Origin of the sequence: Paraburkholderia acidicola (assembly GCF_002362315.1) — a bacterium.
Lineage (GTDB): Bacteria > Pseudomonadota > Gammaproteobacteria > Burkholderiales > Burkholderiaceae > Paraburkholderia > Paraburkholderia acidicola.
In genome coordinates, this window is record NZ_MTZV01000006.1 from 598303 (window position 1) to 622416 (window position 24114).

20 protein-coding genes are annotated in these 24114 nt (G+C 61.8%); 11 read left to right on the plus strand and 9 right to left on the minus strand.

What is annotated here, in order from left to right; all coding sequences use genetic code 11:
* Nucleotides 1–43 precede the first annotated feature (43 nt).
* The 4 genes from BWP39_RS21555 to BWP39_RS21570 all read right to left on the minus strand — a co-directional run bounded on the left by BWP39_RS21555 (nt 44) and on the right by BWP39_RS21570 (nt 3375).
* Nucleotides 44–601 (minus strand): spore coat protein U domain-containing protein, encoded by a 558-nt coding sequence (locus BWP39_RS21555; protein ID WP_096723908.1) that lies wholly within the window; start codon nt 599–601, stop codon nt 44–46.
* 52 nt (nt 602–653) lie between these two features.
* Nucleotides 654–1199: a Csu type fimbrial protein gene (locus tag BWP39_RS21560; protein WP_096726078.1), complete on the minus strand. Its 546-nt coding sequence runs from the start codon at nt 1197–1199 to the stop codon at nt 654–656.
* 284 nt (nt 1200–1483) lie between these two features.
* Nucleotides 1484–2386, minus strand: coding sequence for an amidohydrolase family protein (locus tag BWP39_RS21565; protein WP_096723910.1), 903 nt, complete (start codon nt 2384–2386; stop codon nt 1484–1486).
* Nucleotides 2387–2487: 101 nt separating this feature from the next.
* Nucleotides 2488–3375 carry an isocitrate lyase/PEP mutase family protein gene (locus tag BWP39_RS21570; protein ID WP_096723912.1) on the minus strand — a complete coding sequence of 296 codons (888 nt, stop codon included), beginning with the start codon at nt 3373–3375 and terminating at the stop codon, nt 2488–2490.
* Between the two features lie 273 nt (nt 3376–3648).
* Between BWP39_RS21570 and BWP39_RS21575 the strand changes: the two genes are divergently transcribed.
* Both BWP39_RS21575 and BWP39_RS21580 read left to right on the plus strand, forming a co-directional pair.
* Nucleotides 3649–4620, plus strand: a complete 972-nt coding sequence (locus tag BWP39_RS21575; RefSeq protein ID WP_096723914.1) for a LysR family transcriptional regulator — start codon at nt 3649–3651, stop codon at nt 4618–4620.
* A gap of 28 nt (nt 4621–4648) precedes the next feature.
* Nucleotides 4649–5023 (plus strand): nuclear transport factor 2 family protein, encoded by a 375-nt coding sequence (locus BWP39_RS21580; RefSeq protein ID WP_096723916.1) that lies wholly within the window; start codon nt 4649–4651, stop codon nt 5021–5023.
* A 3-nt stretch (nt 5024–5026) separates the two neighbouring features.
* Here the strand turns inward: BWP39_RS21580 and BWP39_RS21585 are convergent, their stop codons facing one another.
* From BWP39_RS21585 to BWP39_RS21600, 4 genes are read right to left on the minus strand one after another with little or no spacing between them, the layout of a single operon-like run.
* A complete protein-coding gene (locus BWP39_RS21585; protein WP_096723918.1) occupies nt 5027–6520 on the minus strand; it encodes a M81 family metallopeptidase in 1494 nt (497 codons plus the stop codon).
* Nucleotides 6521–6559: 39 nt separating this feature from the next.
* Nucleotides 6560–7723, minus strand: coding sequence for an iron-containing alcohol dehydrogenase (locus BWP39_RS21590; RefSeq protein ID WP_096723919.1), 1164 nt, complete (start codon nt 7721–7723; stop codon nt 6560–6562).
* A 33-nt stretch (nt 7724–7756) separates the two neighbouring features.
* Nucleotides 7757–9148 carry an aldehyde dehydrogenase family protein gene (locus BWP39_RS21595; protein ID WP_096723920.1) on the minus strand — a complete coding sequence of 464 codons (1392 nt, stop codon included), beginning with the start codon at nt 9146–9148 and terminating at the stop codon, nt 7757–7759.
* A gap of 13 nt (nt 9149–9161) precedes the next feature.
* Nucleotides 9162–10571 (minus strand): glutamine synthetase family protein, encoded by a 1410-nt coding sequence (locus BWP39_RS21600; protein WP_096723921.1) that lies wholly within the window; start codon nt 10569–10571, stop codon nt 9162–9164.
* 287 nt (nt 10572–10858) lie between these two features.
* Between BWP39_RS21600 and BWP39_RS21605 the strand changes: the two genes are divergently transcribed.
* The 7 genes from BWP39_RS21605 (at nt 10859) to BWP39_RS21635 (ending at nt 20074) form a co-directional block, all read left to right on the plus strand.
* Nucleotides 10859–11389 carry a hypothetical protein gene (locus BWP39_RS21605; protein ID WP_133116908.1) on the plus strand — a complete coding sequence of 177 codons (531 nt, stop codon included), beginning with the start codon at nt 10859–10861 and terminating at the stop codon, nt 11387–11389.
* A 968-nt stretch (nt 11390–12357) separates the two neighbouring features.
* Nucleotides 12358–13272, plus strand: coding sequence for an alpha/beta fold hydrolase (locus BWP39_RS21610; protein WP_096726079.1), 915 nt, complete (start codon nt 12358–12360; stop codon nt 13270–13272).
* A 130-nt stretch (nt 13273–13402) separates the two neighbouring features.
* Nucleotides 13403–14680 (plus strand): glycosyltransferase, encoded by a 1278-nt coding sequence (locus tag BWP39_RS21615; RefSeq protein WP_096723923.1) that lies wholly within the window; start codon nt 13403–13405, stop codon nt 14678–14680.
* Nucleotides 14677–16293 (plus strand): DHA2 family efflux MFS transporter permease subunit, encoded by a 1617-nt coding sequence (locus tag BWP39_RS21620; RefSeq protein WP_096723924.1) that lies wholly within the window; start codon nt 14677–14679, stop codon nt 16291–16293. The genes BWP39_RS21615 and BWP39_RS21620 overlap by 4 nt, the downstream gene beginning before the upstream one ends.
* Nucleotides 16294–16297: 4 nt before the next feature.
* Nucleotides 16298–17350: a glycosyltransferase family 2 protein gene (locus tag BWP39_RS21625; RefSeq protein ID WP_207557023.1), complete on the plus strand. Its 1053-nt coding sequence runs from the start codon at nt 16298–16300 to the stop codon at nt 17348–17350.
* Nucleotides 17347–18855: an efflux transporter outer membrane subunit gene (locus BWP39_RS21630; RefSeq protein WP_096723925.1), complete on the plus strand. Its 1509-nt coding sequence runs from the start codon at nt 17347–17349 to the stop codon at nt 18853–18855. The genes BWP39_RS21625 and BWP39_RS21630 overlap by 4 nt, the downstream gene beginning before the upstream one ends.
* Nucleotides 18848–20074 carry an HlyD family secretion protein gene (locus BWP39_RS21635; protein ID WP_096723926.1) on the plus strand — a complete coding sequence of 409 codons (1227 nt, stop codon included), beginning with the start codon at nt 18848–18850 and terminating at the stop codon, nt 20072–20074. Before BWP39_RS21630 ends, BWP39_RS21635 begins: the two co-directional genes overlap by 8 nt.
* A 182-nt stretch (nt 20075–20256) precedes the next feature.
* On the opposite strand, the gene BWP39_RS21640 is transcribed toward BWP39_RS21635, so the two are convergent.
* Entirely contained in the window at nt 20257–21444 is a 1188-nt protein-coding gene (locus BWP39_RS21640; RefSeq protein ID WP_096723927.1) for a lysozyme inhibitor LprI family protein, read from the minus strand.
* Nucleotides 21445–21806: 362 nt separating this feature from the next.
* Here BWP39_RS21640 and BWP39_RS21645 point away from each other — a divergent pair, with 362 nt between their 5' ends.
* Together BWP39_RS21645 and BWP39_RS21650 are read left to right on the plus strand one after the other, a co-directional pair.
* A complete protein-coding gene (locus BWP39_RS21645) occupies nt 21807–22493 on the plus strand; it encodes a response regulator transcription factor (protein ID WP_096723928.1) in 687 nt (228 codons plus the stop codon).
* A 148-nt stretch (nt 22494–22641) separates the two neighbouring features.
* The gene (locus tag BWP39_RS21650; RefSeq protein ID WP_096723929.1) at nt 22642–24063 is read left to right on the plus strand and encodes an MFS transporter; all 1422 of its coding nucleotides are present in this window, start codon (nt 22642–22644) and stop codon (nt 24061–24063) included.
* Nucleotides 24064–24114 lie beyond the last annotated feature (51 nt).

Below are 24114 nucleotides of genomic sequence, written 5' to 3' on the forward strand. Positions count from 1 at the left end.
ACAAGCCAGCCGCAGGACCGAACCGGTTAAAAGCGGCTTGTGCTTACCAGCCGAGCGTGACGCCCAGCACGTCGGTATAGGTGCCCGCAGCAAGCGCTGAGGAACTCGTTTTGCTCGCCACACCAAACACCGGTATCGGGAATGCGCTGCCCGGAGTCGGAACCCTGACAGCCTGCTCCGCGCCCACCTGGTACTGCCGTGAATTCAGGTTGTCCGCGTACACCTCATAGGGGACAAAGTTCGTGCCGTTTGTGAGTGCGCGCGACCCGTTGCCGATACCCGCTCCCGCGCCGCCGTTCTGCCCCGCATCGACCGTTACGTTCACGGTCGTAATATCCGGCGAGCAGGTCACCTGAGTGGAATTCGGCCCTCTACCTGTCGTGGCATTCAGCGAGCCGGTGAAACCACTTGGCTGCGTGCCGAAATCGAGCGTGCCCCAGTTGGTCTCGCCGACCGAACCGCGGCCCGAGTCGATCGCACATCCGCTCGTCAGCACGAGCGTCGAGTTGATTACGCCCCTGAGGGGATTGGTCTGCGCGTGCACACCTGCGCAGAGCGACGCGCAGGCGAAAGCCGCCCACACTTTCCTGTGAGTTTTCATGGTTACTTCCTTCTTGAGTAATAAAAGAAACGACCTGCCGTACTTACCTGCTTCACCAGTCGAGAGTGATGCCGAGTAAATCCTGATAATCCCCCGCCGGTATCGCCTCGTTGCGGCTGTTGACGACGCCGTACAACGGCAAGGTCACGCCGCGACCACGCCCGTCGATGACGAAGGTCTGCGGCAAAAGCGGTACGTACGGTTCGCTGCGCGCCGCATCGCGGTAGACGTTGTAGGGAATCTGGCCGACCAGGTGACCGAGTTCGTCGCGCTTGATGAGATAACGGGTTGACTGGTTGCCATTGCGGCCGCTATCAACTGACACCCTGAAGCCACTGACTTCCGGACTACAGATGATGTGCATGGCACCGTTAGATGTCGCCCTGCTGTCGGCGGTGAGGTAGTCCGACCAGAGCGGCCCTTGTGTGCCGAAGTCCAGCCGGCCGACATTCGCGCTGCCGACCAGGCCTGCGATTGCGCAGCCACGGTTGACCTGCAGACTCACCTGCATCGCGCCGGTCACCTGGCCTGATGGCATGGCCGTGAAAGGCCACGCGATCGCCACTCCCCCAATCATCTGCATGAATCGCTTACGCATGCTATTTCCCGTTGTGTTCGATGAACCCGCAACCTTCATCGGTTCGGGCACATGTCCGTGTGATTTTCTGGAAACCTGATAGATGTATAGGTAGGCGAATTGCAGGCGATGTGAAGAAATGTCACTTACGATGTTTTATTTTTATCGTGACAGCGCGAGGTGCCGCTCATGCTCTGGAAGCCAGGCGGACCTCAGGATGAGCTCAATGAAATGAAGGCAAGCGGTAGCGCGCTCGCCAGGCCGCTCGTGAGTATCACGAGGGCAAGACTGAAACCGGGAATCAGCTAGAAGCGAAACAACGCAGCGGGCGTCTCGACCAGCACTTGCCGCCGCTCCTCGGCATCGGGTAGCAACTGCTCCATGTAGGCGTAAGCAAGATCGTAATTGATCGACGACTCATAGCCGGTATGCGGCCAGTCGCTACCCCACAGCAACCGGCGCGCGCCGAAGGTTTCGCGCAGCGCCTGCATCAACTGCAAGCCGGTTGCCTGCCAGCGCCCGGCTGTATCGTTGCGATAGGCGCCCGAAATCTTGACCCACACGCGCCCACTACCCGCCGTGGTGAGCAGATAGCGAAAGCCGGGATCCGCGGCGCCGAGCTTTGGATCGGGACGCCCGAAATGATCGATCGATACGTCGATACCTTCAGCTATTAATGGCGGTAACAAAGCCGGTAGCCGCCGCGCTTCCGCATGCAGTTCGATCTGCCAGCCCTGCTCGCGCAACCGCGGAAACAACGCCCGCCATGTCTGCGTCGAGAAATCGGGATCGGGATGATCGATCAGGTTCAGACGAATCCCGCACGTGCCCGCTTGCGACCATTCGGCGATCCGGTCGATATCGGTTGCCGGATCGAGCACGATAATGCCGCGCAGGCGCTGCGGATACTGCCTGAGCGCGGCCAGCAGATAGGTGTTGTCGGTACCGAGAAAGCTCGGTTGAATGAGCACACCGTTCGACACCCGGTGTGCATCGAGCATTGCAACGTAGCGCTCGAGCGGCGCATCGTAGCTGATCGAATAGCGGTGTCCCGCAACCATCGGCAGATTCTTCAGGAACACGTGAGCATGGGTATCGACGCCCGTGATGCGGCGCACCTCACCACCCTCCGTCGATGCACACCCTGCCAGGATCTGCGACGCAGCCAGACCGGCCAGCGCACCGTTGAACGACCGCCTTGAAACCATCGTTGTCTCCGTTTTTTATGAGGCGGCGCAGTTCAGCACGTCGTCGGCACGCATGATGCGTGAGGCGCTCAGTCAGGCCGCGGTGCCCTCGCTGTGCCCTGCTACTCGCCCTTGTCCGCATAAAGCGCGTCAAGCCGGTCGAACCCAGGTTTGTCGACGAGCCGCTGACGCTCACCAAACGGCACGACCAGCGCGGGGTCCTCGTTCAGTTGCCCGTTATCGCGCAGTGCAGTCAGTGCGGTCTGCATACCCCTTACCGCGCCTTGCAAGGCGGCGTTCGCATACAGCACCACGCCATAACCCAACTGCTGCAACGCATCGCGCGAGAGCGTCGGCGTCTTTCCGCCGATCACGATATTGACCAGCTGCGGCGTAGCGAACAACCGCGGCAAACGTTCGACATCGGCCAGTGTTTCGGTCGCTTCGATAAAGAGAATATCGGCGCCCGCTTCGACAAAACGATGCGCGCGTTCGATTGCTGCATCGATACCGTGCACCGCGGCTGCGTCGGTACGCGCGATGATCTGCAGATTCTCATCGGTGCGCGCGTCGACCGCTGCGCGAATCTTGCCGACCATCTCTCCCGTCGAGATCACTTCTTTCCCCGAGAAATGTCCGCACTTCTTCGGCATCACCTGGTCTTCGAACTGGATCGCATCGGCACCCGATCGTTCAAGCGTACGCACCGTATGTCGCACGTTCAGCGCATTGCCAAAGCCCGTATCGGCATCGACGATGATCGGCAGCGACACCGCATCGCGCACCCACGCGGTGTGCTCGGCGATCTCGCGCAAGCCCACGAAGCCCAGGTCGGGCAGACCGAGCGACATGTTGGTCACGCCGGCGCCGGTCAGATAGATGGCCTCGAAACCGAGATCGGCGATGATCCGCGCACTCAGCGCGTTGAACGCACCTGCGACGAGCAGTGCTTCGCGGGCAGCGACCTTGCGGCGAAACGCCGCGCGACGTACAGCGGTGGTATCGGACATATCAGTGACTCATCGGTTGACACGGGAAAGGGGAAGCCGCTCCGGCAGGAAGCGCGGATGCGGTCGATTCGGGCCGGACCTGATTCGAGCGGTGCACTGCCTGCCGATATTATGAACGAACAGGATAAACATCTACTATGGTTGAGATACTTATTCATACGGAGACGTTATGGACGTTCGGTCGACGTGTTTCGTCTAAACTGATCGCGCGCAAAAACGTATTCTGTCGCCACCGACACCGAACCACGGCTACCACCGCAACCCGACCAACCTATGCAAAGCGGCATCCATTTCGATCTGAAAGCACTCGAGGTCTTCGTGGTGGTCGTCGAATCCGGCGGCATGACGGCAGCCGGGCAGCGGCTCGGTATCACGCAGTCTTCGGTTTCGCAGACGCTGTCGAACCTCGAACAGGCGCTCAACCTGCAATTGCTCGACCGCTCGCAACGCCCGCCGATGCTCACACCAGGCGGGCGCCAGTTTTACAACCGCGCACGCACACTGCTCGGCGAAGCGCGCGATCTGAGCCAGGAGTTCTGCAAACCGCGCGGCGAACCGATCAAGCACATCCGCATCGCGCTCGTCGATTCACTCGCGACCAGCATCGGCGCCGGGTTGCTTGCGGCGATCCGGCTGCGTACGACGAACTGGTCGATGGTGACGGGACAGTCGCACCAGCACGCCGACGCGTTGCTGTCGCGACGCGTCGACATCATCGTGTCCGACGATCCGGTCGAAAAAAGCCCGCTGCTCTACCGCCAGCGCATTCTGCGCGAGCCGTTCGTGCTGGTGCTGCCGAGCAACTTCAAGGGATCGGTTCATTCGCTGCGCAATCTGCTCGTGGGCGGCGATTTCATTCGTTACAGCAACACGACCGTGATCGGCCGCAGTATCGAAACGCAACTGGAGAAATGGGGCATTCAGCCGCCGTTGCGCCTGCAACTCGATAACACGTTCGCGATCATGTCGCTGATCATGGCGAATGCCGGATGGACCATTACGACACCGCTATGCCTGCTGCAATCGGGGTTGACCGAAGACAAGAAATTCTCGGAGGCGTTTCGCCTGTTCCCGATTCCGGGCGAGGAATTCTTCCGCGAACTGACGATGGTGGCGCGCGTCGACGACTTGGGGCTTTTGCCGCAACAGCTGGCTGAAGACAGCATGCAGTTGCTGAAAACCAGCTTCCTGCCGATCATCGAAGCGAATGTGCCGTGGCTGTTGCCGTCGATCGTGCTGGGTTGAACAATCAATACTCAAACCGGAGAACAACATGGAAATCCCCAACATCCATCAAGCCCTGCAGATCTACTTCGACGTCATGTACGAATGCGATCTTGAGAAGTTCGATCAGATTTTTCATCCGACCAGTTCGCTGTTCGGAATGGAAGACGGCAATTTCAGCCTGCGGCCGTTTGCTCAATATCGCGCGGAGATTGCCGTGCGCAAACCGCCCAAAAGCGTGGCGCAGCCTCGTATCGATAGCGTCTTGCAGATCAGCGTGTTGTCACCCGAGATGGCGTTCGCGCAGGTGCGTGTGCGGATCTTCGAGAAGATCTTTATCGATAACCTCAACCTGCTGAAGTTCGATGGCAAGTGGATGATCGTGGCGAAGATCTTTCACCATGCCGAGACGGTTGCAATGTAGAACTCACAGCAACACGACACCCGGCCGCAACTTCTCATAGCGCAACTGCCGCAGGTCGGCGATGTTGATCCCTGAGGCGGCTACCATCAGAATCTCGTCGGCGAGCGCGGCGAAGTCCGCGCGAAAATGCACCGAGCTTTTCAACACGAGAATGCGGTAATCGGCGGGATTCGCGCCGACATGGCGGAACATCGCCTGATCGGCGGCCTGCTGTTTGCGGCTCGACACCACGATATCGATGCCTTCCGGCCCACCGCAACGCACGCGCACCATCGGTCCAAGGTCCATCTGGCAGCCCAGATAGAACGGTCCTGTGCCGATAAAGCGACCGTTGCCGAGCCCTAGCACCTCGAAGGGTCCTTGCAGCGGCGGCGCATCGGTTTCCGCGCTTGAGCTACTGTTCGAACCGCCTAGCGACACATCGATAACCGCACCGATACCCGCCCTCGTTGCCACTTCGGCGAACACCGGATCGCACAGCACGCCCGCACACACCCGCTGCGCGTTTTGCCGCAACAGTTCGTGCAGCAGATCGGTAGTATTGCCTGCACCTCCGCCGCCCGGATTGTCGTGTGTGTCGGCAAGGATCACGCGGCCCGTGCCAGGTTGCCGCGTATGCGCGAGCGCATGTTCAACCGCTGCGGCAGGTGCATGCAGACGTCCGCCAAACGCCGCCTGGCTCGCGAGCACCGCTTCGGTCAGACGCTCAACTGCAATATCGAGCGCAGCCGGATCGCTGCCATACGCAATCACGCTCGGACCGCTGTAGTAGATATCGGCGAGCGGGAAGCCGGGTACAAAATCGATCGTCGATACGTGCGCGGATTCAAGCGATTCGCTCAGCGCGACGAGGCCACGCATCGGCTCGCTCAACGTGCTTTGCCATGGCATCGGAATCAGAAACGGCAATTGACGATAACGCTTGCAAAGCACCTCCCCCTGCAGCAACCGGTTGAGCAGCACACATGCGCGCCGCCCGGTCTGCGCCATGTCGACATGCGGATAGGTGCGGTAGGCAACGAAGCCGCTTGCGTGCTCGATCATCGTTGGCGTGATGTTTGCGTGAAAGTCGAGCGCAGCGACAATCGGCAGCGTGTCGCCCACGCGTTGCCGCAAACGCCGCAGCAACTCGCCCTCGCCGTCCTGCAGATGCTCGCTCACCATCGCGCCGTGCAGATCGAGAAAGAGCGCATCCAGCGGCCCGGCATCGCGGATCATCCGGTCGAGCATGAAGGCGATCGCTTCGAACGCGTCGTCGGTGACGACGCCGCACGGGTTCGCCGAGGCCCACAGCAGTGGGACCAGCTCATGAGCCCTGCGCGCTGCCTCGATGAAACCATCGATCGCCAGATTCACGCCCGCCACCGCATCGAACATCTCGTCGCCGACCAGCAATCCTGGCCAGGCGTCGGCTTCGACAAACGTACTAAAGCGTGCGCGACTCGACGCGAAGGTATTCGTCTCGTGCAAGAAGCCCGCGATCCCGATCCTTGCCACACGATCTCCCGATAAACACCCTATCCAAGACCACCCAAGTCACAGCGATCCGTTCACTGCCGCGACGAAAATCTGGCTGTACTCGTCGGCGGTGAACTGGATCGGATTCGTACCAGACGAACCGTCAGCTACCGCCATTGCGCCGACCTTCGCCGCCTGGCTCGCATCGATGCCGATCTCCTGCAGCGTGTGCGGAATCTCGAGCGTGTCGCGCATCGACAGCACCCAGTCGAGGAACGTGCCGAACGATGGCGAAGCGAGTTCGAGGTAGCGCGCGAGCAATTCGATGCGCTCGGCGATCACGGACTCGTTGGCCTTCAGCACGTAAGGCATGAGGATCGCGTTCAGCAGACCGTGGTGCGCGTCATACAACGCGCCGAGCGGATGCGCGAGCGCATGCATGCCACCGAGCCCACGTTGAAACGCCGTAGCCCCCATGCTCGAGGCGACCAGCATCTGCAGACGCGCCTCGATATCGTGGCCGTCCCGGACCGCGCGCGGCAGGAACTGCTTGATCAGCCGGATGCCTTCGACGGCGATGCCTGCCGCCATCGGGTGATAGAACGGCGAGCAATACGCTTCGAGGTTGTGCGACAGCGCATCCATACCGGTCGCTGCGGTCAGCTTCGCGGGCAGACCGACGGTCAGCTCAGGATCGAGAATCACGACCGCCGGCAGCATGCGCGCGTGGAAGATGATGCGCTTAACGTGCGCGCTGTCGTCGGTGATCACCGAGGCGCGGCCCACTTCCGAACCGGTCCCGGCCGTCGTCGGAACCGCGACCACCGGGGCCATGCCAGCCACGTTCACGCGCAGATAGTTATCGCCGACGTCTTCGAAGTCCCATAGCGGACGATCCTGCCCAACCATCAATGCGACAGCCTTGGCCGCATCCAGTGCCGAACCGCCACCGAATGCAATCACGCCATCATGGCCACCGGCCTTGTAGGCCGCCACACCGTCGTCGACGTTCTTGCCGGTCGGATTGCCCTTGATCTGGTGAAACAGTCCGCTTTCAAGACCATCGGCGCGGCACTGTTGCAGCACGTCATTGATGAGCGGTAGCGACGCGAGCCCCGGATCGGTGATCAGCAGCGGCTTGCGCATGCCGAGGCTCTTGCACCATTGCGACAGTTCGCGGACACGGCCCGCGCCGACCTTGACCGCGGTCGGGTAATTCCAGTTTGCTGACGGAAGTGACATGGTGATTCCTTCAATGGCGCTCAGAGTGGCGCTTTAGATACGTGTTTTCAGATGAAACGACTTGGGCCGCGTCAGATGTTCGTAGCCGATCGCCGACAGCGTCGCGCCGCGCCCGGTTTGCTTCACACCGGTCCACGCGAGCGCAGGGTCGAGGTAGTCGCAGCGGTTCATGAAGAAGGTGCCGGTTTCCACGCGACGGCCGATTGATAGTGCAGCGTCTTCATCGGTGGTGAACACAGCGGCGGTTAAGCCGTAAGGGCTGTCGTTCATCAGTTCGATCGCGTGCTCGTCGCCCGATACCGGCATGATGCCGACCACCGGCCCGAAGCATTCGTCGTTCATCAGCTTCATGCCGTGGTTCACATCGACGAACACGCCCGGCGCCACATACGGTGTACCGGCTCGCGACAAACCGAACTGCGCTTCATCGATCAGATTGCGCGCGCCTTTCGCCAGCGCTTCACCGACGATCGTTCGAACCTCGTCGGCTGCGGCCGTGCGCACCACCGGGCCGAGCGTGGTGTCCGCATCGAGCGGATTGCCGAGCACGTACTGCTTCGTCAGCGCCACCGCGCGCTCGACGAAATCGTCGTACAACGCCTGCGCAACGTAGATGCGCTGAATGCCGCAGCACGACTGCCCCGAGTTGAAGAACGCGCCGTCCACCAGCGTCTCCACCGCGTGATCAAGCTGTGCATCGGCACGCACGTAAGCCGGATCGTTGCCGCCCAGCTCCAGTCCGACGCCGATAAAGCGCCCCGCCGATGCTTCCTCGACCGACCGGCCGCCACGCACCGAACCGGTAAAGGCGACGAAGCCGATCTCGTCCGCGCGAATCAGTCTTTGCACGCGCTCATGGTCGAGATGCAGAAACTGGAACACACCTTCGGGCACACCCGCCGCGACGAAGGCCTGATAGATCAGTTCGGCGCACAGCGGTGTCTGGTCCGAGTGCTTGAGAATCACCGTATTGCCTGCCAGCAGCGCCGGTACGATGCTGTTCACGGCCGTCAGCAGCGGGTAGTTCCATGGCGCGATCGTCAGCACGACGCCGACCGGATCGCGTGCGATAAAGCGCGTAAACCCGTCTTGCGGCGCGACCTGCACCGGTTTCAACGACTCTTCGGCAATCGCGATCATGTGCCGCGCACGCGCCGCGAAACCGTCGACTTCGCCGGGCGTATACCGCAACGGCCGTCCCATCTGTCGCGTGATCGCCTCGGCAATCACGGCCTTGTTCGCGACGAAATGCTCGACCGCGCTACCGATCACCGCCATCCGTTCCTTCAACGGCACATCGCGCCACGCCTTCTGTGCTGATTGCGCACGTTGCAGTGTCTGCGCGATCTGCGACTCGCTCGCATACGGACGACGCACGTATTCGCTGCCGTCGATCGGGCTAAGAGTAATGAGTTCCTGTTTCATGAGTAGAGTCGCTTCAGATGATTTCGAAGTAGCGGGCCAGTTCCCAATCGGTCACGTGCCGGCGGAATTGACGATCTTCCCATTCGCGGGTGGCCGCGAAATGTTCGACGAACGCTTCACCGAACAAGGTCTGCGCCGCCTGCGACTGGCGCAGCCGCTGCGCCGATTCCCACAGCGTGCACGGCAGCTTCAGATGATCGGGAAATGTCTGTGTATACGCGTTGCCTGTGACGATCGTGTCGGGCTCGAGCGCCTGTTCGATGCCGTACAGACCTGCGCCTAGCGCGGCGGCCAGTGCGATGTATGGATTGGCATCGGCGGAACCGATGCGCACTTCGATACGCTGCGACTTCTCCGAGCCCGGAATCAACCGCAAGGCCGTGGTCCGGTTCTCGACGCCCCAGGTGGCATCGAGCGGCGCCCAGTAGCCAGGTACCAGCCGCGAATAGCTGTTCACCGTTTGCGCGTACATCGCCATGAATTCGGGCAGATAACGCTGCACACCCGCCATGAACGAGCCCTGCCGGACGCTCATGTTGTAGGGACGGCTGTCGTCGTGGAACACGGACTCGCCGGTGCGTGCGTCGCGCAACGACAGATGGATATGGCCGCTTTGCCCGGGATATTCGTGCGACCACTTCGCCATGAAGGTCGCCATCAGCTTGTTCTTCTGCGCGAGTGCCTTCGTGAAGGTCTTGAACAGCATTGCTTTGTCAGCGGCATCGGCGGCGTTATCGACGGCGATCGCCGCTTCGAGAACGCCCGGGCCGGTTTCGGTGTGCAGCCCTTCGATCGCCATGTCCATCTGCTCGCACATGTCGAGCAACTGGCGGTAGAAATCGCCTTCGACCGTGCTGCGCAAAACCGAGTAGCCGAAATTGCCCGGCGTCCAGGTCTTCAGGTTGCGGTAGTTTTTCTCGCGTATCGAGTGCGGTGTTTCCTCGAACATGAAGAACTCGTATTCGAGTGCGGCGAACGCGTCGAAGCCCATGTCCGCGGCACGCTTTAACACGCGATGCAGCAGCCGGCGCGGACACACCGGTTCGGCGTCGCCGGTGAATTCGGCCAGGAAGAACAGCATGTCTTCACCATCGCCGGGCTCGAGCGGCAAACGCCGGCAGCTCTCCGGGACGATGCGCACCATCGCGTCCGGATAGGCCGTGTGCCAGCCGGTGTAGCGCGTGTTGTCGTACATCTGATCGTCCAGATCCCAGCCCAGCACGACGTTGCAGAAGCCGAAGCCGGCCTTCAGCGCACCGAGAAACTTGTCCTTACGCAGATACTTGCCGCGCAAAACGCCGTCGATATCCGACATGCCGACCTTGATATGCGTCAGACGGCTTGCTTCCACCAGGCGTATGGCGTCCTCCGCCGTCTTGATCGCCCGCTCGGGCCTCGCGTGCTCATTCGCGTGCTGATTCATGAACAGTCTCCGGATAGTTGATTTCTTGTCGAATGTGGGTGCTGCATGGCCGGCGAGGGCTCATCGTAGAAACGGGCCTTATCCGCTTCAACAACAATCAGTATCGGTTATGGAGAGGATCGCATTGCGTAATACTCGTAGTCCGACCCCGCCTTGAGCCCCATCCGAACCTTGTATCCCCCTGGCCGAACGACGGCACGCGGCTCCCATTCACGGAAAATGACGGGTCGTACCGCAGCGGCTGCAACTGGCACGACATTACGCTCGACACCTGACAGGAGGGAGACATGGCAAACAGCCAGACTGGACAAAAACGCATCCCGTTCGCCTTTATGGCGGTTGGCATCATGTTCTCGGTCATCGGTGTGGTGCTGCTCGGCGCGGCCATCTGGACCTTCCGGCATCAATACAAGCCGTCGACACCTCTCATGATCCTCGTAGGGTTCAGTTGGGCGCTGTTCGCGATGGTGATCTCGATGGTGCTGGCGCTGCCCGGCGCGAACGCCAGCGGCCGAACGCGGCGGCGCACCGGCACCGTATCCACCTCGGATCCCTCGCCGCTACCCGGTCAGATGCGCCCCGGCGTGACGGGGCCTGGTGTCGAGATCGAAAGCGAAGCGACGATCACGGCAGGCAGCCCCCTGCCCGCACTCTGGCTCGGCGTCGCATCGATCGGGCTGGCCGCGACCTCGGTGCTGTTTTATGTGGACGGTCGGGCAACGGGCCTCGGCACCCTGATCGGCCTGATCCTCGCGTTCTTCATCATGAGCTGGGCGACGAAAGCGTGGCCACGCGCCCGCTCTGAGACACCGGAATGAGCGTGGCAGGTATTTCATCGCGTTGTTTGCGATTACGGTTTCCTTACCGATAGAGCAGTTTACCTGGCGGGCGACGGCTCCCATCCTTGATCTCATCGCCCCGGCCCGTGCCCGAACACTGTGCGGCAGGCACCGTTGAGGCGCACACGGAACACTCGCACAACGTGCAATATAAATTTGCGAATCCGCTATATCCACGTTAATACATCGTGAAAAATTCATGCAAATTCAATTGAATTGAAAATCATAATTCTCCGAAATTTTCTTATTCGAACTGAAAATGATTCATTCGGTAAATTCAAACGCCCGCCGTCTCCTCGAACCCCTCGCCTGCGCCGCCAGGCCTGGCCGAGACGAACAGATAGCCGACCAACACCTGGCCCGCGTGCAGCACGTCCGTTCAGTGGTAAGCGTTGAGAACAGCAGTCGCCTGAATGCGCCCGACGCCGCCTCGACAAACATCGCATCGCGCGCACACTGGTTGCACGAATCTGCATATTAGCTATAGCTGGTGCGGCTCTCCGCAGATTGCCCGCTTCATCCTGTTACGGCCCACGCACGGCAATCGGCCTGTCACGATCACGTTACAGGCACATGTACACCGCTCAGACCAGGTGAAAGCTGTGGCGAAAATGCTCGCTCAGCCCGCATCGGATGCACCTTCCTGTCGCGGCCAGACGCCCTGCATTAGTGCTGGACATGGGTCATCGAGTCACTTTGATTAAATTTATGCATCTTGTTTAATTTCTCGACGAATACCCATGTCCGGATGGATTTTATTTACTTTTATCTTGCGTTTACCCATTTCGCGAGACTATATTCACATCAACAGCATTGCACTGCACAATGCAAGCGATTAGTTCAGCTTTTAAATGCGGTGCGCATTGCTCTCCCTGATGTCGCCGCTTGAGGTCGCGCGTTCTGGCGTGACGGTGAATCGTTTTGTCTTCCCGAATGTGGAGATGGACATGCCTGTCGAAAAAGTAGCCGTTCGCCTCGCGAATTCTTTCCATGTGCATGTCGAGCGGCATATCTTCCATGCCGATCGCGACAGCGTGATTCTGATCAACGGCGCACTGGCGACGACTGCGTCGTTCGGGCAGACGATCAAGTACATGAGCGCGCAGCACAACGTTCTGTGCTTCGATCTACCGTATGCCGGCCAGTCGCGGCAACACAACAAGCGCTCGTTTCTGCTCAGCAAGGATGATGAGGTCGACATCCTGCTCGAGTTGATTCACCGCTACAAACCAGGTTATCTCTGTTCGGTCTCGTGGGGCGGCCTGGCGGCGCTGCTTGCGCTCTCACGCGGCGCGAGCAGCATTCGCCGGGCTGCGATCTGTTCGTTTTCACCGTATCTGAACGACGCGATGGTCCGCTACATCACCACGGCGCGCGACCTGCTGTCGCGTGGTGAAAACAAGGCGGCGGCGCACCTGCTCAACGACACGGTCGGGCGCAACCTGCCACGCATCGTCAAGCTGCTGAACTACCGTTACCTGACCAGCCTGCCGAAGGAAGAACAGGACCAGGTCGCGTTCCACGTCGACCAGATTCTCGCGTTGCAACCGGACGTGTACCTGCCGCAGCTGTCGAACATCCGCTGCCAGGTGAAGTTCATCAACGGCATGCTCGACGAACATACGACGGCACGCGATATCCGGCAGATCTCGTCCTATGTGAAAGACGCGCAATTTGCCGCGATCCCGGACGCCGGACACTTTCTGGACCTCGAGGGACGGCCCCAGGCCGCAGCGGTGCGCGACGAGATTCTCGGCTTTTACGGCGCACCGGTTCAGACCGCAGTCCCGCTCGTCGCCGCCCACACATCGCAAGAGCAAACGTTTGCGCCTCTTGAACTGAACACCTCGTTCGGAGCGTAAGCATGTCTTTCGCGCACGTTGCAGTCCGCGCGATCTTGTGGCCGGTCCCGGTTGCGCATTGGACTCACGCGCTGTCGGGAGCCCGGCAGACCGTCCGGGCACTCCAGCCGAACCTGTACTGAGCGCACTCATGGCACAGATCGTCATTACGGCCATCGGCTCCGCCGGCGACGTTCATCCGTTCCTCGCGATCGGCCGCACGCTCATGCAGCGCGGACACCGGGTCGTGTTCTGCACGCATCCGCCGTTCGCTCCGCTTGTCGAAGCCGAGGGTTTTGCCTTCGTGCCGATTGGTACCGCGCAGGAATATGAAGAGGCGCTCGCGAATCCGGCGTTGTGGAATCCGCGGACTTCGTTTCGCGTGCTCTGGAAAGTCATCGCGCCATCCATCCGTCCGCATGTCGACGCGCTCTCGTCGCTGCTCACCGACGACACCGTGATGCTCGGCTCGCTCTGGGCGTTCGCTGCGCGCATCGTGCAGGAGGTGCACGGCACGCCCTATGTGTCGGTGCAGGTATCGCCTTCGACACTGCTCTCCGGACACTCGCCGCCTACTCACAAGCGCTTCACCGTACCGATGTGGCTGCCACTGCAGGTTCGGATCGCATCGATGCGGCTGATCGAAAAAGCTGTGCTCGACCCCGCGCTCGGACCCGCGCTGAACGGTGTGCGCACCGAGATCGGTCTCGCGCCCGCGCGGCGGATTCTCGGCAAGTGGCTGCATTCGCCCGACGGCGTGCTGTGCCTGTTTCCCGACTGGTTTGCGAAGCCGCAGCCGGACTGGCCCGCCAACCGTTTTCTGTGCGGCTTTCCATTGCCGGTCGAGCCCAGCGCCACGCCGCTTGATGACGATCTCGCCGACTTCCTGTCATCCGGTGCACCGCCGGTCGTGTTCACTGCCGGCTCGACCTTGATCGACGAAGCCGCGTACTTCGGCGCCGTCGAAGAAACGCTGCGACTGACCGGCGCGCGCGCCATCGTGCTGACACGCAGCCAGCCCGCTTCGCTCCTCGCTAATCCTGGTGTGCGCGTGCGGCCGTTCGTGCCAATGCATACGCTGCTGCCGCGCTGTGCGGCGATCGTTCATCACGGCGGCATCGGTACCGCTGCGCTCGCTTTTGCGAGCGGCATCCCGCAGGTCGTCACGCCGTTTGCCCACGACCAGTTCGATAACGCGGCGCGCATCGAGAAGACCGGTTGCGGCGGGCGGATCGACGGACCTGTGAACGGGCGGGCCATTGCCACAGCGCTACGGCACGTAACGCGCGATACCGGCGTCGCCGCCCAGTGCGTCATAGCCCGGCAGCGCATCGTCGCCGAGCCGAATGCGTGTGTCGCCGCCTCGCAGTACATCGAACGTTTCGTGCCGTCTGTGCCCGCTGTGGCCGAGCTGGAATCGTCTGCATGACGGGCGCGTTGCAGGACTCCGTACCAGGTCAGGGTCCAGGCGCGGGACCAGGCGCGGGACCAGGTTCACGCGCACCCGCCGGCGACGGCGGCGCACCGCCGTTGCTGCGCGGCGCGCGACTCGCGCTGTTGACGTTCGCGCTGTCGCTGGCGACCTTCATCGAAATGCTTGATTCGACGGTGACCAACGTCGCGGTGCCGTCGATAGCGGGCAGTTTAGGTGTCGCGAATTCGCAGGCGACCTGGGTGATCAGTTCGTATTCGGTATCGGCCGCGATCGCAGTGCCGCTCACAGGCTGGCTGTCGGCGCGGGTCGGCGAATCGCGGCTCTTTATCATCTCGGTGCTGCTGTTCACGCTGACGTCGATCCTGTGCGCGGTTGCGCCGAACCTCGAACTGCTGGTGTTTTTCCGCTCGCTGCAGGGCCTCAGTTCGGGCCCGATGGTGCCGTTGTCGCAAACCATTCTGCTGCGCGCCTTCCCGCCGCAAAAGCGGGTTTTCGCGCTTGCCCTGTGGGCGATGACGGTATTGCTCGCACCGATTCTCGGGCCGGTGTTCGGCGGCTGGATCATCGATCGTTTCTCATGGCCATGGATCTTCTTCATCAACCTGCCTATCGGTATCTTCGCGTTCGCCGTGTGCGTATCGCTGCTGCGGCGCGAGCGCGCGCCGGCACGCCGGCCGCGCATCGACGTGCCGGGCATCGTGCTGCTGGTGGTCGGCGTCGGATCGTTGCAGGCCGTGCTCGATCTGGGTCGCGAATACAGCTGGTTCGATTCGTCGCTGATCGTGACGCTCGCGGTCGTCGCGGCGTTGTCACTGTCGGCGCTGCTGATCTGGGAATCCGCCGAAACGCAGCCGGTCATCGACCTGTCCTTGTTTCGCGACCGGACCTTCACGTTCGGCGTCGTGATCACCTCGCTCGGCATGATGGCGTTCTCGGTGATCGGCGTGATCTTTCCGCTCTGGCTGCAGACAGTGATGGGCTACACCGCGATGCAGGCGGGCATGGCGTCGGCGCCACTCGGCATTCTCGCCTTCGTGTTCTCGTTGCTGATCGGCATCTACCTCAAGAAACTCGATGCACGGATGGTCACGACGTTTGGCTTTCTCGTCTTCGCCGCCGTGCTCTGGTGGAACGCGCACTTCACGCTGACGATGACGTTCTGGCAAATCGTCACGCCGCGGTTGATCCAGGGCATCGGGCTGCCGTGCTTCTTCATTCCATTGACGGCAGCCATCGTCTCGCGCGTGCCCGATCACAAGCTCGCTGCGGCATCGGGTCTGTCGAATTTCCTGCGCACAGTGTCGGCGGCGTTCGGGACAGCATTGAGCATCACCTGGTGGGACAGTCGCGCCGCGTTTCACTACGGCACGCTGCGCCAGTCGGTGACCTCGGCTTCCGACGGGACCAACCTCTTCGTGCAATCCGTCCACGACGCGGGGCTCGCGACCGGGCCGCTGCCGGTGATCCGCGAAGTCGTCCAGCAACAGTCGTACATGATGGCGACCAACGATCTCTTCTATATGGCCAGCATCGTCTGTGTCGGGCTCGCCGCGACGATGTGGCTGACCCGGCCCGCACGCGTGTCGGGCGTCAATGCGGGGCACTGACCACATGAAGCTCACTCCGATCCCGTACCAGGACACACTGAGCGGCCGCCCGATGCAACGGCGCGCGAGCCATGCGGACACTCATGCGGCAACGCAACCGCCCTCCGGCCACGACGTCGATGCGAGCACGCTCGGCGCGCTCGTCGTGCTCTATCGTCCGACGGACCAGCAACTGCTGCGTGTCGCCGGTCTGCGTGCGCATTGTGCGTCGTTGCTTGCAGTAGACAATTCGCCGGACGCGCGCCCCGAAATCCCCGTGATGCTGAACAGCGTCGGCATCGACTATCTGCACAATGCGAACCACGGCGGCATCGCGGGCGCCTACAACCGGGGGCTGGCACGGCTCTTCGCCCAGGGGGCGACGGCGGTGGCACTCTTCGATCAGGACTCGCGCGCCAGCGACGATTTTTTCCCGATCATGCAGGCATCGTGCGCGCGGCTCGGCACGCAGGCCTTTGCCATCGGGCCGCAAATCTACGACGAGAACGCCCAGCGCTTTCTGCCACAGATGTACAGCAACGGCTTTACGGTCCGCACGCTCGACGTGCAGGGCAACGGCCCGCTGCAGCGCTGTTCGTTTCTGCTGTCATCGGGGGCGGTGATCTCGCGACTCGCGTACGAACAGCTCGGCGCGTTCACCGAGGCACTCTTCATCGATCACGTCGACACCGAGTATTCGTTGCGCGCATTGAAACGCGGTGTGCCGTTCTATCTCGACCCGAATCTCGTGCTACGCCACCGGATCGGCGAAAAACGCACGCACCGGTTCGCGTTCTGGCGCATCACATCGATGAACCATCCCGCGTTTCGCCGCTACTACATGGCGCGCAACGCGATGTATCTGTGTCGCCAGTATCTGCGCTCGTTTCCGGTCGCCATGGTGCCGAATCTGATTACGTTGTGGCAGGTCGTGCAGGTTGCGTTATTCGAGCAGGACAAGCTGACGAAACTGCTGGGCATCGGGTGTGGCATCGTCGACGGGATGCGCGGCAGACTCGGTCCAGTCGACCAGGCGCGACCGCGTCTTGCCGCCCGCTTCGGACGCTCCCAACGATGAAACCGCGCTCTCCAAACCTGCCCGGCGCACGCACCGCGCTCGCGTCGATCCTGCTCGTAGCGATGCTCGCCGCGTGTGTCGATGACGGCACTGCGCGCCATACGGTGACGATGCGCACACCGGCCGCTGATGCCCTGACGAAAACGCTCGGCACAGTAACACCGGCTGCCCAGGCATGGCCGTCGGCGGACTGGATCGCCGCATTCGGTGACCCGCAACTGATTGCGCTCGTCAACGAAACCGTGGCGAACAGCCCCGACATCGATGTCGCCAACTCGCGGGTCGCCAGCGCCCAGGCCCAGCTCGAAACCTTCGGCTCGACCTCGGGGCTCTCGGCCACGGCGACGGCATCGGCGCTGAAAGCGCGCCTGCCGAAGGTCGATGGCGCTACCAACGTCGATTTCGCCGGCAACAGCATCCCGATCAACCTGTTCACCGACCCGTGGGTCTCACCGGCCAGCGTGACGGGTGTGGCGCACTATGATCTCGACCTGTGGGGCCGCAATCGCGCGGTGAACCGCTCGCTCGTCTCGGCACGCGATGCCGCGCGCGTCGACGCACAGCAGGCCCGTCTGTCGCTGGTCACCTCGGTCGTCACGCTGTACGGCCAGCTCGATACCGACTATGCGCTGCGCGATCTGGTCGCGCAGAAACAGCAGGACGAACAGCGTCGCGACACGATCATGCAAACGCGCATGAACCGCGGTCTCGACACGGGCTACGATGCGCAGGACGCGCATATTCGTTTGGTCAAGCTCGCCTTGCAGCTACAGCAGGCCGACGACACCATCACGCAAACCCGTCTGCAGATCGGCGTGCTAACTGGCAATGGTCCGGAGCGCGGCCTGACGTTGACGCGTCCGAAGCTCGCGTCATCGGGCGAAACCGTATTGCCGCTGCCGGCGAACCTGCCGCTGCAACTGCTCGGCAGGCGGCCCGATATCGTGGCCGCGCGCCTGCGCGTCGATGCATCGGAAGGCCGGATCGACGCGGCCCGTGCGCAGTTCTATCCGAACATCGACCTGCTTGCCACGGCCGGCCTGTCGACGCTGAATATCGGTTCGCTGTTTTCCAGTTCGTCGGCGCTGTTCGCGATCGGGCCAGCCGTGTCGCTGCCGATCTTCGAACGGCCGCGGCTGCGGGCGCAACTGCATACGGAACAGGCGAATGCCGACACGATGATCGCGCTCTACAATCAGACGCTGAATACGGCGCTCGGTGAAGTCGCACGCTCGATCGCGACGGTGCGCGGCGCCGACGCACAGATCGCCGAGCAGGAGCAGGTGGTCGCCGCGCGCAACCGCATCGTGTGGATTTCCGACGAACGGCACAAGCGCGGTCTTCTGCCCGAAGAGACGCTACTCTCGGCGCGAATCTCGCTCGCCGACGACCAGATTCAGCTCGTTTCCTTGCGCACGCAACGGCGTGACGCGAAAATCGCCTTGATCCGCGCACTGGGCGGCGGCTTCGACTACGACATCAAAGAGAATCACGGGCATGCATAGAGACAATCTGGTCGAAGCGGACGTTGTTCCAGTGGTCCGCGACCCGCGCAAGGTCCGCCGACGCAACGTGATGTTCGCGGTGCTGGCGGCCTTCGTGCTGCTCGCGGCGCTTGCTGCGGGGATCGACTGGCTGCTCTGGGCGCGCTATTCGGAGAGCACCGATAACGCGTACGTGACGGGCAATATCGTGCGAATTGCGGCTCGCGCGCCAGGCGTCGTGCGCGACGTCGCGGTGATCGACACCGAATGCGTGAAGGCCGGACAGACGCTCGTGCAGCTCGATCCAACCGACTCGCAGATCGCACTCGAACGCGCGAAGGCCAATCTCGTGCAGGCGGTCCGGCAAAACCGTCAAAGCGGGTTCACGAATGCGATGAACGAAGATGCGGTTCGTGCGCGCACCGTCGATCTCGATCTTGCGAAGCAGGCGCTGAAGGCGCGTTCGAATGCGCCCGCGGATATCGTATCGGGTGAGGAATTTGCGAAGGCTCAAGCCAATGTGTCGCTGGCGCAGGCCAACCTTGCGGCTGCGCAAAACCAGTTGGCTGCGGGGCGTGCGCTGGTGGGTGGAGCTGGTGGCGGCGGTGCTGCTGGTGGTGGAGATAGCCAGGGCGGTGCCCGGTCAGGCGCGGAGGCCAGCCCGGCCGTCGCCGACGCTGCGCAGCAGTTCCGGCTTGCCTACGTGAACCTCGCACACACGACGATCGCGGCACCGGTTGCCGGCTGTGTCACGCAGCGCTCGGTGCAGATCGGTCAACCCGTTGCCTCGGGCGCGCAGCTTATGGCGGTCGTACCGCCCGCGCAATTGTGGATCGAGGCGAATTTCAAGGAGGCGCAGATTCGCCACGTACGCATCGGTCAACCCGTGGAGATGACTTCCGATCTGTACGGATCGGACGTGGTCTTTCATGGACGGGTCGATGGGCTTGCGCCGGGCACGGGTAGCGTGTTCTCGATGCTGCCGCCGCAGAACGCGGCGGGCAACTGGATCAAGGTGGTTCAGCGGCTGCCGGTGACGATCTCGCTCGACCCGGCTGAAACGGCCGTGCATCCGTTACCGCTTGGCGTGTCGATGAACGTGTCGATCGATACCCACGACCGCAACGGCAACATCGCGACAGCGGCCACGCGACAACGCGTGGGTAGCTCGCCGGTGGCCACCGACGCGGCGATGCAGCAGGCGGATGCAGCGGTCGAAGCGGTGCTGAGCGGGCAGTAAAGGTCACGGTTGGATGGCGCCTTCGAGGAATCGCGGCAAAAAAAATTGCAGCATCCCTTAGGGACAGCGGTGCGACGAGAACGCATCGTCGCCATTCGCCCAAGCCCCAAGGAAATAATCGCCAGCATCCCGTCAGGACGGCGGTGCGACGAACGACGCACCGCCGTCACTCACCCGATCCATCAATCAGGAAATTCCAGCCTCTCGTGGACCCAGGTCGACACGACAATGCGTGCGACCTCGTCCGCCTGACTGTCCGGCAACCCGCGCCTGTCGTGTAGCCAGGTTGCAGTGACTTGACGTGCAGGCCCGAGCGCCGCGATCGCACGCTCTCTGTCAGCACGCGGCCAGACCTTGTCATCGGACCATTTGCGAATGTCCTGTGCAGGATCGCCGCCTGCCGCCTTGCGCTGCGCCGGCGCCAGGAATTCCAGCGGCGTCAGCGTCGCGCGCAATTCGAGCACCGCCCAGTCCGTGTAGCTGGCAAACCGGATCGTCCCCGCCGTAGCGTCAGCCGCCGACAACATCGGTTTAAATGCCGCACCGAGTTGCTTCCATGCAGGCTGGTCGAACAGCCCCGCTGTCGGCTCACACAGCGGCGCACTGCCATCACGTGTCGAGCCATAGAGCGAACCCATCGCCGTGTATGCGTCCTCGCCCTGCCGCTCGAACACGAAGCAATGGACGTATGGCCGCCCATCGGCATACGCACGCTCGATCTGCATCCGCAGCAGGGTCAGCACGAATCTGCCGCGGCTTACCTTCGGATCTTTCTGCAGATCGTGAATGATCGAATGCATATAGTCGTCGTCGGTCAGCGCGGCAATGGCCATGCGTTCACGCGTCTTTGCCTGTGCGGCCGTTACGCCACTCGTCGGTTCGAACTGATGCAGATAGACCAGCCACGCCGACGCCAGACCGCCCTTGTAGGCGGCGAGTTGCGCAGCAGCCTGCGCTGGACTGGACGGAATGCCCGCGACGATGCGATCGAACGCAATGTCGGCCTGGTGTTGCTGGGTAGTTAGAGCCGCGGCGCGTCCGGTCATGCTGTTGCGCAGACACGCCGCAATCGGCGTACTGCCGCCCGCACACGCATTGCGCTGCGCGAGCCACTTGCGCTGGTCGGTTTGCAACGCGGGTTGCGCCGCGTCGGGCAACGCGACCTGCGTGTCTTTATAAGTTTCAGCAAGCTGGCTGTCGAGATCGCCCAACGAAGCATCCGCGCAGATCGCCTGCTCGACGTGAGTAGCGGCCAGCTTGCAATCGAATGAGGTTGCATGTGCCGACGTCGACCACACCGCCGAGGCAACGCAAACCGCGAGCGCAAGCGCCGCGCAGCTAACGGGACTTCCGGTCATCTTCTGCATCATGTCGCAATCCTCTTGTGGCTTTTCGCTTTCAATGCGATTGCCTTCCTGATCAAGATGGCATCCCGAAAAATTATCGCATGCCGACCTGGCACGCTAGTCCCGCTAGCCTACTATCTCCGAATAAACCTGAACGGCAACGTCTAGATTGCCGGTGAATTTTCGATAGCAAAACACCAATTCAAGATAACTAAACGTATACGATTCACAGTTCACAAAACGTGACAAGTTCCATAAAAAGATAGCGGGAACTCATGTTACTTATTGCCGCGGGGGGCGACGATACATCCACATGTTCCGTTCGGAACTCACTGTGTCGATCGCCGGAGTTTCAGGCACACCACAAGAAATATTCAGCCAATATCATGCACATCTTGCTAGTTGAAGATGACCCGGCTCATGCCGAAGCGGCGATGCGCTCGCTGCGGTCGCTCGATCTTCCGATCAACCACGTCAACGACGGCCAGAAAGCAGTGATCTTTCTGAAAACGCATCTGGCGGATCTCATCATCATCGACTGGCAATTGCCCGGCATAGACGGTCTCGAGTTGCTGCAGTGGGTACGCGTGAACCTGGGTAATCAACCCACTGTGCTGTTTCTGACCAGCCGTGTCCTCGAGGTCGACATCGTGCGTGCGCTGCGTGCCGGGGCCGACGACTACATCGCCAAACCGTTTCGCCTCGATGAACTCGCAGCGAGAGTCGAGGCGCTCTTGCGTCGCCATCAACGAGGGATGAAATCCGCGGATGTCCTGCGCATCGGCAAGTACGTGCTGGACTCGAATCACCGTTGCATCTCGCTACACGGCAAACGGATCGAGCTGACCGGCAGGGAATTCGACGTTGCCGCGTTCCTGCTTCGCAACACCGGCCGCGTCGTGTCTCGCGATCTGCTCGCGAAACTCGCGTGGGGACGCGAGATCGACAGCACGTCGAGAACCATCGATACCCATATCTACCGGATTCGTCAGAAGCTGTTCGCCGATCCGGATAATGGTCTTCGTCTACGCACCATCTATACGCACGGCTACCGGCTCGACGAAGGCGAATGATCTAACGGGGCGGTGTGCCCCTACGTCATCTCAGGCGAAACCCCAATTCCCGCAGTCACCGTTCCTCTCTAATCTCGCACAACCCATAAATAGAATGTCGTTCTATTAGACAGAACGACATCCGATAAGCGAGACCTGGAGGATTTCCATGGCAAGCCTGCCGTTCGATGCGCCCGATCCGTCGTCGCCCACGTCCCCGCCCAGGCCCGGGATCAACGCACGTATCGACCGCCTGCCCGCGACCCGGACCGTCTGGATGCTTGTGTTCCTGCTGTCGATCGGCGGCTGGTTCGAATTCTACGATCTGTTCTTCACCGCCTATGTCGGCCCTGGGCTCGTCAAGAGCGGCGTCTATGCGACGACGACCGCCTCGTTCTTCGGCTTCTCGGGGCTCGGCGCATTCGTTGCAGCTTCGTTCGCGGGGCTTTTTATCGGCACCTTCGTCGTGGCCGGTACGGCGGACCGCTTCGGACGCAAGAGCATCTTCACGGTGTCGCTGCTGTGGTACTCGATCGCCACGTTAATCATGGCGTTCCAGAGCACGGCACCGATGATCAACCTGTGGCGCCTGATCGCCGGCATCGGCGTCGGCGTCGAACTGGTCACCATCGATACCTACGTCAGCGAGTTGATGCCCAAGCATCTGCGCGGCCGCGCGTTTGCGTTCGTGCATCTGGTGCAGTACAGCGCGGTGCCGTCGGTGGCGTTTCTCGCGTGGTGGCTGGTGCCGCAGGCGCCCTTCGGCCTCGATGGCTGGCGCTGGGTCGTGATCATCGGTGCGCTGGGTGCGATCGTCGTCTGGGCGATTCGCCGGCGTCTGCCGGAAAGCCCGCGCTGGCTTGCGCAGCAGGGGCGTACGGCGGAGGCGTCGGCGGTGCTCGATGCGATCGAAGCCAGGGTCGCCGCGCAATATGGCCAGCCCCTGCCACCGCCCGTCGCAGCCGTCGAACCGGCTACCACTAAAGCGTCGTTTCGCGAAATCTGGCAACCGCCCTATCGCCGCCGCGCGATCACGATGCTCGTTTTCAACCTGTTCCAGGCGATCGGCTTCTACGGTTTCGCGTCGTGGGTGCCCACGCTGCTGGTCGCGAAGGGCGTGACGATCACGCACAGCCTGCTGTACTCGTTCGTGATCGCGATCTCGAACCCGTTCGGTCCGCTGCTCGGTATGGCGATCGCCGATCGCATCGAACGCAAGACGTTAATCGTGCTGTCGGCGCTCGGCATTGCTGTGTTCGGCAGTCTGTTTGCCACGCAGACCTCGCCCGCCATGCTGATGCTGCTCGGCGTATTGATCACGTTGTCCGGCACGCTGCTGTCGGTCGGCTACCACGCGTACCAGACCGAGTTGTTCCCGACGCGCATCCGGGCCCGCGCGGTCGGCTTCGTCTACTCGATGTCGCGGCTCTCCGCGATGTTCTCCGGCTTCATGATTGCGTTCGCGCTGCGCCACTTCGAAACAACCGGGGTGTTTGCGTTGATCAGCGCGTCGATGGTGATGGTGATGGTATCGATCGGTCTGTTCGGGCCGCGTACCAATCAGTTGAGCCTCGACGAAATCTCGCATTGACCTGCGAAACCCGAGGAATCTGCGAACAATCCGCAATCAACACAACAAGGT

What these genes read in the sequence shown, in the direction of transcription:
- BWP39_RS21565 (WP_096723910.1), bottom strand. Translation starts at nt 2,386, where the DNA reads ATGGTTTCAAGGCGGTCGTTCAACGGTGCGCTGGCCGGTCTGGCTGCG.
- BWP39_RS21605 (WP_133116908.1), top strand. Translation starts at nt 10,859, where the DNA reads ATGGCAAACAGCCAGACTGGACAAAAACGCATCCCGTTCGCCTTTATG.
- BWP39_RS21650 (WP_096723929.1), top strand. Translation starts at nt 22,642, where the DNA reads ATGGCAAGCCTGCCGTTCGATGCGCCCGATCCGTCGTCGCCCACGTCC.
- BWP39_RS21635 (WP_096723926.1), top strand. Translation starts at nt 18,848, where the DNA reads ATGCATAGAGACAATCTGGTCGAAGCGGACGTTGTTCCAGTGGTCCGC.
- BWP39_RS21590 (WP_096723919.1), bottom strand. Translation starts at nt 7,723, where the DNA reads ATGTCACTTCCGTCAGCAAACTGGAATTACCCGACCGCGGTCAAGGTC.
- BWP39_RS21630 (WP_096723925.1), top strand. Translation starts at nt 17,347, where the DNA reads ATGAAACCGCGCTCTCCAAACCTGCCCGGCGCACGCACCGCGCTCGCG.
- BWP39_RS21595 (WP_096723920.1), bottom strand. Translation starts at nt 9,148, where the DNA reads ATGAAACAGGAACTCATTACTCTTAGCCCGATCGACGGCAGCGAATAC.
- BWP39_RS21640 (WP_096723927.1), bottom strand. Translation starts at nt 21,444, where the DNA reads ATGATGCAGAAGATGACCGGAAGTCCCGTTAGCTGCGCGGCGCTTGCG.
- BWP39_RS21580 (WP_096723916.1), top strand. Translation starts at nt 4,649, where the DNA reads ATGGAAATCCCCAACATCCATCAAGCCCTGCAGATCTACTTCGACGTC.
- BWP39_RS21620 (WP_096723924.1), top strand. Translation starts at nt 14,677, where the DNA reads ATGACGGGCGCGTTGCAGGACTCCGTACCAGGTCAGGGTCCAGGCGCG.
- BWP39_RS21600 (WP_096723921.1), bottom strand. Translation starts at nt 10,571, where the DNA reads ATGAATCAGCACGCGAATGAGCACGCGAGGCCCGAGCGGGCGATCAAG.
- BWP39_RS21555 (WP_096723908.1), bottom strand. Translation starts at nt 601, where the DNA reads ATGAAAACTCACAGGAAAGTGTGGGCGGCTTTCGCCTGCGCGTCGCTC.
- BWP39_RS21570 (WP_096723912.1), bottom strand. Translation starts at nt 3,375, where the DNA reads ATGTCCGATACCACCGCTGTACGTCGCGCGGCGTTTCGCCGCAAGGTC.
- BWP39_RS21560 (WP_096726078.1), bottom strand. Translation starts at nt 1,199, where the DNA reads ATGCGTAAGCGATTCATGCAGATGATTGGGGGAGTGGCGATCGCGTGG.
- BWP39_RS21575 (WP_096723914.1), top strand. Translation starts at nt 3,649, where the DNA reads ATGCAAAGCGGCATCCATTTCGATCTGAAAGCACTCGAGGTCTTCGTG.
- BWP39_RS21625 (WP_207557023.1), top strand. Translation starts at nt 16,298, where the DNA reads ATGAAGCTCACTCCGATCCCGTACCAGGACACACTGAGCGGCCGCCCG.
- BWP39_RS21615 (WP_096723923.1), top strand. Translation starts at nt 13,403, where the DNA reads ATGGCACAGATCGTCATTACGGCCATCGGCTCCGCCGGCGACGTTCAT.
- BWP39_RS21645 (WP_096723928.1), top strand. Translation starts at nt 21,807, where the DNA reads ATGCACATCTTGCTAGTTGAAGATGACCCGGCTCATGCCGAAGCGGCG.
- BWP39_RS21610 (WP_096726079.1), top strand. Translation starts at nt 12,358, where the DNA reads ATGCCTGTCGAAAAAGTAGCCGTTCGCCTCGCGAATTCTTTCCATGTG.